The sequence below is a fragment of the Pelagibacterium sediminicola genome, from assembly GCF_003390885.1.
In the GTDB taxonomy this organism is placed as follows: domain Bacteria; phylum Pseudomonadota; class Alphaproteobacteria; order Rhizobiales; family Devosiaceae; genus Pelagibacterium; species Pelagibacterium sediminicola.
In genome coordinates, this window is record NZ_QMEL01000017.1 from 1 (window position 1) to 11,055 (window position 11,055).

At 56.2% G+C, this 11,055-nt stretch carries 15 protein-coding genes; 7 read left to right on the forward strand and 8 right to left on the reverse strand.

All coding sequences use genetic code 11. The features are described 5' to 3' along the window. The 7 genes from DQG18_RS16410 to DQG18_RS15585 all read left to right on the forward strand — a co-directional run. Positions 1-200: hypothetical protein (locus DQG18_RS16410; RefSeq protein WP_210208086.1), on the forward strand; the 200-nt coding region annotated here is incomplete at its 5' end. Further along, complete coding sequence (gene tnpA, locus DQG18_RS15565) at positions 187-594, forward strand: IS66-like element accessory protein TnpA (protein WP_116655170.1); 408 nt, start codon at positions 187-189, stop codon at positions 592-594. The genes DQG18_RS16410 and tnpA, both read left to right, overlap by 14 nt. Continuing rightward, on the forward strand, positions 591-941 hold the full coding sequence (gene tnpB / locus DQG18_RS15570; protein WP_116655171.1) for an IS66 family insertion sequence element accessory protein TnpB: 351 nt from the start codon (positions 591-593) through the stop codon (positions 939-941). The genes tnpA and tnpB overlap by 4 nt, the downstream gene beginning before the upstream one ends. A gap of 60 nt (positions 942-1,001) precedes the next feature. After that, positions 1,002-2,639, forward strand: a complete 1,638-nt coding sequence (tnpC, locus tag DQG18_RS15575) for an IS66 family transposase (RefSeq protein WP_116655172.1) — start codon at positions 1,002-1,004, stop codon at positions 2,637-2,639. Beyond that, the gene (locus DQG18_RS15580) at positions 2,640-2,939 is read left to right on the forward strand and encodes a hypothetical protein (RefSeq protein ID WP_116655173.1); all 300 of its coding nucleotides are present in this window, start codon (positions 2,640-2,642) and stop codon (positions 2,937-2,939) included. It begins immediately after the preceding gene. A gap of 52 nt (positions 2,940-2,991) precedes the next feature. Continuing rightward, positions 2,992-3,180, forward strand: a complete 189-nt coding sequence (locus DQG18_RS16600; protein WP_245958504.1) for a hypothetical protein — start codon at positions 2,992-2,994, stop codon at positions 3,178-3,180. Continuing rightward, positions 3,137-3,451 carry a transposase gene (locus DQG18_RS15585; protein ID WP_245958505.1) on the forward strand — a complete coding sequence of 105 codons (315 nt, stop codon included), beginning with the start codon at positions 3,137-3,139 and terminating at the stop codon, positions 3,449-3,451. Before DQG18_RS16600 ends, DQG18_RS15585 begins: the two co-directional genes overlap by 44 nt. A 136-nt stretch (positions 3,452-3,587) precedes the next feature. Here DQG18_RS15585 and DQG18_RS15590 read toward each other — a convergent pair whose 3' ends face one another. The 8 genes from DQG18_RS15590 to DQG18_RS15625 form a co-directional block, all read right to left on the reverse strand. After that, positions 3,588-4,565 carry an FAD binding domain-containing protein gene (locus tag DQG18_RS15590; RefSeq protein ID WP_116655174.1) on the reverse strand — a complete coding sequence of 326 codons (978 nt, stop codon included), beginning with the start codon at positions 4,563-4,565 and terminating at the stop codon, positions 3,588-3,590. Beyond that, entirely contained in the window at positions 4,552-5,022 is a 471-nt protein-coding gene (locus tag DQG18_RS15595; protein WP_116655175.1) for a (2Fe-2S)-binding protein, read from the reverse strand. Before DQG18_RS15595 ends, DQG18_RS15590 begins: the two co-directional genes overlap by 14 nt. A gap of 81 nt (positions 5,023-5,103) precedes the next feature. Beyond that, a complete protein-coding gene (locus DQG18_RS15600) occupies positions 5,104-5,358 on the reverse strand; it encodes a hypothetical protein (protein ID WP_116655176.1) in 255 nt (84 codons plus the stop codon). A gap of 46 nt (positions 5,359-5,404) precedes the next feature. Next, entirely contained in the window at positions 5,405-7,579 is a 2,175-nt protein-coding gene (locus DQG18_RS15605) for a xanthine dehydrogenase family protein molybdopterin-binding subunit (protein ID WP_116655177.1), read from the reverse strand. 150 nt (positions 7,580-7,729) lie between these two features. Next, positions 7,730-8,548 (reverse strand): substrate-binding periplasmic protein, encoded by an 819-nt coding sequence (locus DQG18_RS15610; protein ID WP_198669803.1) that lies wholly within the window; start codon positions 8,546-8,548, stop codon positions 7,730-7,732. A gap of 47 nt (positions 8,549-8,595) precedes the next feature. After that, positions 8,596-9,264, reverse strand: coding sequence for an amino acid ABC transporter permease (locus tag DQG18_RS15615; protein WP_116655178.1), 669 nt, complete (start codon positions 9,262-9,264; stop codon positions 8,596-8,598). Next, positions 9,261-9,905, reverse strand: coding sequence for an amino acid ABC transporter permease (locus tag DQG18_RS15620; RefSeq protein ID WP_116655179.1), 645 nt, complete (start codon positions 9,903-9,905; stop codon positions 9,261-9,263). Before DQG18_RS15620 ends, DQG18_RS15615 begins: the two co-directional genes overlap by 4 nt. Beyond that, positions 9,902-10,663, reverse strand: a complete 762-nt coding sequence (locus DQG18_RS15625) for an amino acid ABC transporter ATP-binding protein (RefSeq protein ID WP_116655180.1) — start codon at positions 10,661-10,663, stop codon at positions 9,902-9,904. Before DQG18_RS15625 ends, DQG18_RS15620 begins: the two co-directional genes overlap by 4 nt. Positions 10,664-11,055: the final 392 nt, after the last annotated feature.

An 11,055-nucleotide genomic window follows, 5' to 3' on the forward strand; every position in this document is an offset into this window, starting at 1 on the left:
TACAAACCGCCGGCGCCGGAAGCCATCGTCTGGCCGGCGCCAACCAGTGGATCGGCACCACCTTCTGCACAGGCAATGGTCGAAAAGCCGATCATGCATTAAGACTGAAACCGGACCACTTTATAGGTATTCCTCCGGCGGGGGCCGTCTGTCCTGATTTGCTAAACGGTTTTAAGCACATGCCTTATGTCATACGCTAAGACCAATTCGCATATCGAGATTCTGGGTTCCGAAGACCTTGGCCGTCGACGGGAGTGGACGGACGAGGAGAAGGTCCGGATCGTCCAGGAGAGTCTCCGGGGCCATCGGCAGGGTTCGGCGACGGCCCGTCGTTACGGGCTTTCGCGGTCGCTGCTGTCGATCTGGCGCCGGGACTACAGGCGCGGCGTGCTTGGCGGCCCGGCGGGACATGCCTTCATGCCGCTGGCGATTTCGGCGCGGGAAGCCGCGCCTGTCGAGCCGCCGATGCTGTCTGGATCTGGTCCTGACGTACGGATCGAGATCGCTCTGCCGAACGGTCGCCGGCTGACGGTCCCGGCGACACTCGATCCCGGTATTCTTGCCCGACTGTTGCCGGTTGTGGACCCGTCATGATTGCGTTTCCGGCTGGGGTGAAGGTGTGGATCGCGGGTGGCGTTACGGACATGCGGTGCGGCATGAACAGTCTGGCGCTGAAGGTGCAGGAAGGGCTGGGACGCGATGCGCATGGCGGCGAGATATTCTGCTTTCGAGGCCGCAAGGGCGATCTGATGAAGCTTTTGTGGCATGACGGGGTCGGCATGTCGCTTTATGTAAAGCGTCTTGAAGCCGGCAAGTTCATTTGGCCCGTCAGCCAGACCGGGGCTGCGGTAGCGGTTTCGGCGGCGCAACTGGGCTATCTCCTTGAGGGGATCGATTGGCGCAATCCGCGCTGGACACAGCGGCCCGCAAAAGCGGGTTGATAGACCATATTTCACTGTTTTTGTTAGGCTTTCTCGTTCGAACATGGTAGATTTTTTGCCATGGATAAAGCGGGTCTCGAGATTGCCGGACTGCGTGCCGCGCTCGCGGAGTCCGAGGCGCGCGCCGCCTCCGCCGAGGCCGAACTGGCCAGGACGCGTGCTATCGTTTCGACCTCCGAGGCCGTGATCCGTCACCTCAAGCTCGAGATCGCCAAGCTGCGGCGGGAACAATATGGCCGAAGCTCGGAACGCCGCGCCCGCCTGATCGACCAGATGGAGTTGCAGCTCGAGGAGATCGAGGCAAACGCCACCGAGGACGAGATCGCGGCGGAACGCGCCACGGCGAACACCACCAACGTTTCTGCCTTCCAAAGGCGTCGCCCGGCACGCAAGCCGTTCCCCGAGCATCTGCCGCGCGAACGCGTGATCGTCGAGGCTCCCTCGACCTGTAGCTGTTGCGGTTCGGCCCGGATCGTGAAGATGGGCGAAGACATCACCGAGACGCTGGAGGTGATCCCCCGGCATTGGAAGGTGATCCAGACGGTGCGTGAGAAGTTCACCTGCCGGGATTGCGAGAAGATCAGCCAGACACCGGCGCCTTTCCATGCCACACCGCGCGGATGGGCAGGGCCGAACCTTTTGGCCATGGTCCTGTTCGAGAAGTTCGGACAGCATCAGCCCTTGAACCGCCAGGCCGAGCGCTATGCCAGGGAAGGTGTCGATCTCAGCCTGTCGACGCTGGCCGACCAGGTCGGGGCCTGCGCCACGGCCCTACTGCCAATCCATGATCTGATCCGCGCCCATGTGCTTGGCGCCGACCGACTGCATGGCGACGACACGACCGTGCCGCTTCTTGCGCGGGGAGCAACGCGGCAGGCCCGCATTTGGACCTATGTCCGCGATGACCGCCCCTTCGCGGGTGGCGCTCCTCCCGCGGCCCTTTTCCACTTCTCCGCCGATAGAGAGAAGACCCACCCGAACCGGCATCTCGCCGGATGGCAGGGCATCCTGCAAGCCGACGCCTATGGCGGCTACAACGATCTTTATCAGAACGACCGCAGTCCTGCGCCGATCCTCAGCGCCCTGTGCTGGAGCCACGCGCGACGCAAGTTTTTCGAACTGGCCGACATCGCCGGTGCTGTTCGCAAGGGCAAGCCCGCACACGAGATCTCGCCGGTTGCGCTCAAGGCCGTCGAGCGGATGGATGCCCTGTTTGCCATCGAACGCGAGATCAACGGCCTTTCGGCCCAGGCGCGTCTTGAAGCGCGCCACCGCCTGTCGCGACCTCTGGTCGAGGAGCTACACGACTGGATGCTGGCCGAGCGCGCGCAGATGTCCAGGCACAATCCCGTTGCCAAGGCGATCAACTACATGCACGACAAGGATGGCCGCTGGGACGCATTCACGCGTTTCCTCGAGGACGGCCGCATCTGCCTGACCAACAATGCTGCAGAACGCGCCCTGCGTGGAATTGCTCTTGGAAGAAAAGCGTGGCTCTTTGCCGGCTCCGAGCGGGGTGGCACGCGCGCCGCCTTCATGTACACCCTGATCGTGACGGCAAAGATGAACAACATCGACCCGCAGGCTTGGCTGGCCGATGTCCTGGCCCGCATGCCGAACCTGACGATATCCAGGCTGCCCGAACTTCTTCCGTGGAACTGGGCGGTCGAACGAGAGCGAGAAGCAAAGGTCGCTTGAATGGCCCGCGACACTCACCTCTGCAGCATCGCCCAGGTGGCCGCCATGATCGGCGAAAACCTCGAACTGATCGAGATCGTCACTGCCAATCCCGACAACATCGACGATGGCGAAATCGTCTACGTCCACGACGGCACCGATGAGGGCATCACCGCCTTCACCATACGGGGCATAGAGAGCCTCAAAGAGTTCCTCGCCGACGTCCGAACCTGGGACGGCGGTATCCGTCAGTTCCTCGTGGACTGTCAATGCGAACCCGCCGTCATCGACCGCATCATGGCTCAACAGGCGAAATCGTGACGCCTGCGGCCGTCGCCGGATGGATACCTTTATAGGGGCAGACCAATTACCCATGATCGCGTTGCCGGTGTTCGGTTATAAAAGCCATATCACCATCGACCGCCGTTACGGCTTCATCCGGGGCACTGCGGTGACTGCAGCCACGGCGGCCGATGGTCGTATGCTGCGCCAGGTGATCGACAGGGAGAATACCGGCAGTGCCGTCTGGGCTGAAAAGTGCCTACCGCTCACAGAGCAATGAGAAATGGCTGGCCGACCGCATGCTGACCAGCCGCATTCACCGGCGCAAGCCCAAGGGCAAGCCAATGCCCAAAACCATGGCACGAGCCAATGCCGCCAAATCCGCGATCCGGGCCAAGGTCGAACACGTGTTTGCCCACCAGAAGAACAAATTCGGGCTGTTCATCGGCACCATCGGCATCAAGCGCGCCGAGGCAAAACTGACGCTGGCCAACCTGGCCTACAATTTCGATCGCCTTGTCTTCCATGAAAAGCGAGCGATCATGGGATGAGTCTGCCCGGAAACGGGAAAATGCCCCCCGAGCGGGCACCAACAGAGGTCGAAATCGCCGGGAATGGCGCCCCCTCAGCAGAGGTCACGCTCCTACGGGCAACCAAACCAAGGTTTTTGCGGGTTTCCAGCTAGTCTTATGGTGGCACACTGTCCAGCAATGTCCTTTGGAGCGCGTTTGCGGCAAGCGGGAGCTTGTACTGGTTTTCGGGGGTGCACAGTGCAGTGGACAGCAATGTGTTGCAAAATGACGTGATCAGTTCCCTATCCAGTCTCTGCCCGACGAGAATCTCCTCCGCATTCCGATCGCGCCAAGGAATTGTACTTAGTCCTCCGAGGGCGATAGCGGCGTCAGTAACAATTTCCTGATCAAAGAGAATTGCTCCGGCTACCGAAACCGAAGCAAATTCAAATGACGTTCTGGACCGTAACTTTATGTATCGCGATGCCCGATTAAGCGGCGTCAATGCCACCTCGACAGCGCAAAGCAATTCACCATTTGTAATCACCGTCTCGATCGCCGGGGTACTGCCCGGCATTCGGTAGAAGGCTTCTAGCGGTATGCACCGTTTGGTCGATGCGCTCGCCAGGTGAACTTTTGCTCCGGCTGCTACCAGCGCCACGGCCAAATCCGATGGATGTGCCGCCATACAGGCGCTGCTCACCCCTAGCACCGCATGGCCAGCGCTGGCACCTTCAAGAGCGCTGCAGCCCGAACCGAGGTTTCTCTTGTTGCAGGGCCAGGTCGTAGATCGAAAGTACGGACAACGAGTAGCCTGAAGGATATTTCCGCCAATGGTTGCCGCGTTTCTGATCTGCCCGGAAGCACCCGACAGTAGAGCAGCGGACACGGCCGGAATGTTGCCTAGGACATGTTCATCTGCGGCCACCTCGCTGCTTGTGGCAAGGGCTCCAACCGTCAAGACGTTGTTCTCCAGAGATATATGCTTGAGTGGCAAAAGACTTATGTCGACCAGTATCTTCGGACGCTCTACGCCGAGCTTCATCAGGTCGACCAGGCTAGTTCCCCCCGCGATAGGGCGAACACCGGGGTCGCCGAGCAACTCCAATGCCTCCGCGATAGTTGTCGGGCGTTTTACCTCAAATGCCTCCATTCGCTTTGACCTCCATTATTGCGGAGACAATATTGGGGTAGGCACCGCACCGGCAGAGGTTTCCGCTCATCAGTTCACTAATCTGCTCACGGGTGCATGCCGCCTTATCGCTCACTACCTCCATCGCCGACATGATCTGTCCGGGAGTGCAGAACCCACATTGGAACGCATCGTGTTTGACAAATGCCGTCTGCAAAGGATGAAGTACATCTCTATTGCCCAGGTCTTCGATAGTGGTAATGGTGCAATCCTGCACCATCGCCACAAATTTCAGGCAGGAAAGCATTCGCTTTCCGTCGATCAAGACAGTGCAACTGCCACACTGACCGTGGCCACAGCCTTTTTTCGTCCCCGTAAGATGCAGGTCCTCCCGCAGGAAATCCAATAGCGTCACACGGGAATCGATAGTCGCGTCGACCGGATCCCGGTTGACAAGCAGCCGCAACTTTATATTCATTTTATTTCACTTCCCGCCGACTGCATGGTCATACCCTGTGCATTCGCATCATAAAAAACCGGCAGCATAGAATATTGGAACTCATCCGATCAACAGATCACCGTCACGCAGTTTTTTCTTTAGATCATTGAAACTGCCTTCGTACTCCCAAGTCTGAACTGTGTCGTGGGGGCATTCTATGAAGATATAATTCTCAGTAAATGACAAAATTCGATCCAGTCTGATAATTTTTTCAACGTAGTTCTTATCAGAAAGCTTATGTGAAATTAAATTATTCTGGTCATCATAACCATGGAACACTTGATCTGCGCGAATGCGGGCCAAGATGTATTTCATTGCCACTTCCTTATATGCTTCGAGTTGTGGGGGATTGGAAAGTAAATCAGCGCGGCTTGACCGTGCTGTCCGCAGCAAGAAGACTACTGTATGAGATGGGGAGGGATCTTATCCGTCTGCCGGTTGCACTATAAAGCGCATTCGCGATGGCAGCGGCTGTGCCAGGCAGACCGATCTCACCAAGCCCCCGAACGCCGAGTGTATTAAAGTGGAAATCTGGCTCATTGATAAAATGAATGTCAATCTCGGGAATGTCTGCGTTCACCGGAACATGATAATCAGCTAAGTTATCATTCACTAGCCTGCCGCCCTCACGATCAAATTGGGCGTCCTCCATCAGCGCCATACCTATACCAAATATTATACTGCCTCTGATCTGGCTCGCAGCAGTCTTCGGATTGACTATCCGTCCGCAATCCAGAACGCTGGTGAAACGCCTCACCCGTACTTTTGCGAATTCTTCATCTACCCCGACTTCGACGAAATGCGCGCCAAACGAGTAGAATGACAGGTTGTCAGCGTTGGCTGTGCCGGAATAGGTTCCGGTTTCCACTATAGCCCATTCCTCGCCGCTCCCCGTCGTCCAAGTGTTATGCTTTGCGTTCAATTTTCTTCTGATCTTCTCACAGGCGTTCTTCGTCGCCGGCAGCACACTGCTCGTAGACCGGGACCTGCCGGCGGAAGGGGACGGGGGAAACACGGATTCGCCAAGCCTGACGTCAATCAGGTCGAAGGGTATGCTCAACTGATCGGCCACCGTTTGCGCCAATATGGTATACATTCCGGTGCCGATATCGGCTGCGGCCGTCTCGACAACCGCATGTCCGGAATGTGTTAGTTTCACTGTAACTGAAGCCGGCAGGACATCGGCGGGATAACACGTCGTTGCCATTCCGTAGCCGACCGCCTCACGCCCGTCGCGGAAGGACCTCGGCTCCACGTAACTAGACGGCCACCCGAATTCTTCGGCACCGATCGTGTAGCACTTGTCCAGATGGATCGATGACCATTCGCGATCCTGATAAGTGTTTCTGCTCGGATAATTGAGCTTGCGCAGTTCCAGAGGATTGATCCTGAGCCTGTGTGCGACTTCGTCTAAGGCGCTTTCTACAGCGAAAGACCCAGGGGTTTCGCCTGGAGCGCGAAAGGGTGTAGGAGTAGACACGTGTTTTCGATGAACAAAGTGCCCGACTTCTAAATGAGGGCTGGGATAAAGAGCCAGCGTGCTAAGCCCGCAGGGCTCGAAGTAGCCACCGGCAGTCGAGGTGGCGACATGGGACAGATGACGAAGTGACTTCAGCTTGCCATACCTGTCTGCTACGATTTCGACTTTCTGCTTCGTTTGGGAACGATAGCCAGATGCGACTGCCATGTCATTCCGTGTCAACTGAAGGCTGACAGGCCGGCCCAAACTCCGCGAAATATGCGCCGCGAGTGCCTGATGCGGCCAGACTTGATTCTTGCTGCCAAACCCTCCTCCGACAAAATGGGTGACCACCCTGACGCGTTCCTTTGGAAGACCTAGCGAAAGCGCCACGTGATCGCGTGTGGCCACGACCGCTTGGGTTGAATCGAACAGCGTTAGCTGCGTATCCTCGTATACGGCAACGGTCGCCGAAGGTTCGATCGGTTGGTGAAGCTGGACCGGCGTCTTATAGATTTGGCTGATGACAATATCCGTCGCATCTGCGGTACCGCGAAGTCCTCGTTCAACTTGCATCTGCTCACCGAAGAAGCAGACTGGCTTGGATCCTTCAATGTCAGCTTGGTTCAGAGAGACATTGTGATCGTAACTCTCGACTTCGAACTGAACCAGCGATGCCCCGCGGTTCGCATCATGGATCGTTCTTGCAACAAGTACGGCAATCCACTGTCCGGCAAAGCGTATCACGTCTGTGGTCAAGGGTCTGTATCCCACAACGGACTCTGACTGCTTGAACGCGCTAAGCCCCAACCCTTCCGCACTGGCTCGGGTCAGTTCCTCGGTGACGGTCCATCCCAGTTCCTCGAAAGCGTTCAGGTGAGTATAGACAGCTACGACACCATTAGATCGCAGGGCTTCTTCATCGGCTATCCTTATGATCTTTCCGTGCGGTACGTGGCAGCGGATCCCAACCGCATACAACATATGCGGCAGATGGAAATCTGCCGCATACATTGCGCGTCCGGTGACCTTGGAAGCTCCATCAATACGGCTCTCTGGCGATCCGAACTTCTGCATCACAATCCAATCCCATGGAGCTCGTATTGCAGCACTGCTTTCATCATCCTATTCGCCTGGCTCTTCTCACCCCCCGATCTAGTGCGGGCTTGGCTGGTCATGATGCACTGACCCGGGGGCATGTCTGGCCGATGCGACTACGAGTTGCGGTCAGTCGACGAGTCTGGGCTCCCCAACGTTCGCGATCACGGGGTCGAGGCCGTATGAGACCAAGATCGAAGCGAGAGTGCCGTCGTTACGCAAGCGAACGATGCTGGCGTCGAGCGCAGCTCCGAATTCGGTATTCTCTTTTGCGTAAAGGAAGCCAGTCTGGGCAGGAAGGACCGAGGCTCCTACTCTGGGGTCCGGCTCCGGCACCTTGATTTGAATGGCAGCTGGATAGTTGCCCGTTTGTTGTGCATAGAGGCCGGTCGCATAGCCATCGATGCCCGCATCCAATCTTCCAGATGCCAAGTCCTGCGCCATCGTGACGGGGTTCGGATAGAGCTGCAGGTTGTTTCCAAACACCTCCTGCAGGTCCGGAACCCACATAAACCCCGAGACCGTACCGACACTCTTTCCAGCCAGTTGCTCTATGCTATCCAGGCCATCCTTCGAATAAATTGCCATCTGATCGAGAACGACGGGGGCCGATACACCGACGACCTCCGCACGTGTCGCCGATCTGTACCATCCACCGATCGATACGTCCGCCCGACCCTCAACTAGATACTGTACCACGGCAGCGAACTCGACCGGCAAAGCATCAATTTCAAGGCAGTACTCGATGGCAATCTGCTCGATCAATTCGGCAGTGTAGCCCCTCATCCCGTCTCGGGTGAACGCTGCCGGTGGATATTCGCCGTGAACGACTGTCAACTTCCCGGGCACTACCGTCTGGAAATCCTCAGTGGGCTGGCAATCTTGAGCGTTTGCCGCACCGCAAGCAACCACGCCAATCATAAAAGCTATCATTTGAATCGGCTTCATAGTTAATTCTCCCATACGTTTGAAGGTATTTTGACGGTTCTCTGGTTCTATGACGTTTTTCGGCTATGCAGATCAAGTTTCCTTTCCAGCACTCCAATGCCGATTGTTGCCGGACCGCATATTGCGATAAATAAAATTCCCGCAAGCAGAAGTGCTGATGTATATCTAAACGTATTTGACCCAATATTATAGGCCTGGCTAGTGATCTCAGGTAATGCGATGGTGAACGCCAGAGATGATGCTTGAAGCATTAGTATTGAGAAACCTAAAAGAGGAGGCGTCGATATTCGCATCGCTTGCGGCAATATAACATACCGATATTTGTCGTACCCGGTAAGGCCAAGTGATGACGCCGCTTCGCGCTGCCCATGGTGTACCCCCTCCAGGCCTGACCGGAATATTTCGCTGGTGTAGCCTGCGGTACATATCGCAAGTGCTATACAAGCCGAGACAAACGACGAGAATGTTAGGTGGATACTGGGCAGGCCATAGTAAACAAGTTGAAGCAAAATCAAAACTGGCGTGCCGCGCGCGATCTCCGTTACAGCGATGGTCAGCCATCTGACGCTTTTGCTACGGGAGCGCGCACCGATCGAAAGCGCGAGACCGCCGGGCATGCCAAATATTAGTCCCAACGCGGTAACTTGGAGACTGATTACCAGGCCACCAACCAGGTCGGGAAACCACTCGATCCACAGCAGGAGGGTCTCCGTCATCGTGCAACCCGCCTGCTCATCTTCACTTCCGCTGCCCGCGCAATCCACGCGATCGCGATACTCATAAGAATATAGAAAAGCCCCGCGATCAGATATGTTTCCAAGGCAAGGTATGTCTGCTTCGAAACAAGGCTAGCGTGGAAGGCAATCTCCTGAACACCGATGGTTGAAGCCAGAGAGGACTCTTTCAGAAGCACTATCGCATAGGTGGCCATGCCCGGCATGGAGACGCGAAGAAGCTGCGGCCCGATGATGTCGGTGAATCGATAGACACGGGAGATGCCAAGCGCGTTTGCGGCATCCCATTGGCCTGCATGTATGGACAGTAAGGCGCCCCTGTAGGTTTCCGCCATGTTTGCCGCGGTTATAAGCCCCAAGCCGACTACCGCCGCGCTCAGCGGATCGAACCTAAATGCACCGATCTTAACGCCGAAAAAGATAAACAGAAGCAGGAGCACCGGTGGAACCGAACGAAAGATCAATATGCATGAGGTAGCGATAGCAGGAAGGACTCTGCTTTGGGATGTTTTCATCATACACAATGCACCACCTCCCACTATTCCGAACACGAGCGAAAGAGCCGTGACGACAGCTGTCATCCAGATACCCTTTGCGATCAAGAAAAGCAGTTCTATGATCATCGATCTCTCACCGCACTCAGAAACTTCTGTGCCCTCGTGGTTTGCGGCTTCCGCATGACGTCGACACTTCTTCCATCCTCGATGATTCTGCCATCGGCCATTATCAATGTCCGGCTCGATACATCCTCGGCGAAGTGCATCTCATGGGTAACTACCAGCATCGTCATGCCTTTCTCCGCGAGCTCCCGCATCACCTGCAAGACCTCTATGCCGAGTTCGGGATCGAGAGAGGAAGTTGGCTCATCGAACAGCATAATCTGTGGCTCCAACGCCAAAGCACGGGCAATAGCAACGCGTTGCTGCTGACCGCCTGAACACCGATCCGGATAGTCGCGGGCTTTGTCGCGCAATCCGACTCTTTCAAGCAGACGCATCGCGACTTCTTCGGACTCCTCCTGGCTCCGTCCGAGCACCCTTCGCTGAGCAAGGCAGATGTTGTCGATCACCGTAAGGTGGGGAAATAGGTTGAAGCTTTGAAACACCATTCCGACGGACTTTCGGAGAGAACGAAGGCGTGCCTGGGTCACCGCAGCCCCACCATCAATGGAAATGCTCCCGACTACGATCCTTCCCGTTGTCTGTGGCTCGAGCTGGTTGATGCACCTCAGCAAGGTACTTTTGCCGGAGCCGCTCGGACCGATGATGGCCACCACCTCGCCAGGCGCAACCTCCAAGCTGACATCGGACAACGCTGCAAAACCGCCGAAGCGCTTGTAGATGCTTTCTACCTTTAAAATTGGAGACTTCTTTACGGCCATGACCAACGAAACTTTGTTCTGAGAGAATTTAGATGTCCAGACCAATCGAATAATCCGTCTGGAAAATAAAACGATGATTCTCGATTACCCGAGGCGGCTCGAAGCTTCCCTCCAAGCGCAACAATAAAGGAGCTGGAACTCTATGCCACCAATGACTCGCACGCCCTATGCGTGTAACGGTGAATCGACCGACTATGTATGATCCGGGGAGCTGCGGGCCTCCGCTTAAGTTGCATAAAACGCGCCTATTCCGCCATCATGGAATATCATATAAATGAAACATTCGAGCTTGTCATTCATAAATATGAACTATGGTCAGAAAATATGGTGAAAACCGGTAGGCGGTGATATGGATGAGCGAATCTTTGTAGGTCAAGTATGCGCTGGGCCTA

Excerpts from the sequence above, each read along its gene's own strand:
- tnpA (WP_116655170.1), top strand. The coding sequence starts at position 187 with ATGTCATACGCTAAGACCAATTCGCATATCGAGATTCTGGGTTCCGAA.
- tnpB (WP_116655171.1), top strand. The coding sequence starts at position 591 with ATGATTGCGTTTCCGGCTGGGGTGAAGGTGTGGATCGCGGGTGGCGTT.
- tnpC (WP_116655172.1), top strand. The coding sequence starts at position 1,002 with ATGGATAAAGCGGGTCTCGAGATTGCCGGACTGCGTGCCGCGCTCGCG.
- DQG18_RS15580 (WP_116655173.1), top strand. The coding sequence starts at position 2,640 with ATGGCCCGCGACACTCACCTCTGCAGCATCGCCCAGGTGGCCGCCATG.
- DQG18_RS16600 (WP_245958504.1), top strand. The coding sequence starts at position 2,992 with ATGATCGCGTTGCCGGTGTTCGGTTATAAAAGCCATATCACCATCGAC.
- DQG18_RS15590 (WP_116655174.1), bottom strand. The coding sequence starts at position 4,565 with ATGGAGGCATTTGAGGTAAAACGCCCGACAACTATCGCGGAGGCATTG.
- DQG18_RS15595 (WP_116655175.1), bottom strand. The coding sequence starts at position 5,022 with ATGAATATAAAGTTGCGGCTGCTTGTCAACCGGGATCCGGTCGACGCG.
- DQG18_RS15600 (WP_116655176.1), bottom strand. The coding sequence starts at position 5,358 with ATGAAATACATCTTGGCCCGCATTCGCGCAGATCAAGTGTTCCATGGT.
- DQG18_RS15605 (WP_116655177.1), bottom strand. The coding sequence starts at position 7,579 with ATGCAGAAGTTCGGATCGCCAGAGAGCCGTATTGATGGAGCTTCCAAG.
- DQG18_RS15610 (WP_198669803.1), bottom strand. The coding sequence starts at position 8,548 with ATGAAGCCGATTCAAATGATAGCTTTTATGATTGGCGTGGTTGCTTGC.
- DQG18_RS15615 (WP_116655178.1), bottom strand. The coding sequence starts at position 9,264 with ATGACGGAGACCCTCCTGCTGTGGATCGAGTGGTTTCCCGACCTGGTT.
- DQG18_RS15620 (WP_116655179.1), bottom strand. The coding sequence starts at position 9,905 with ATGATCATAGAACTGCTTTTCTTGATCGCAAAGGGTATCTGGATGACA.
- DQG18_RS15625 (WP_116655180.1), bottom strand. The coding sequence starts at position 10,663 with ATGGCCGTAAAGAAGTCTCCAATTTTAAAGGTAGAAAGCATCTACAAG.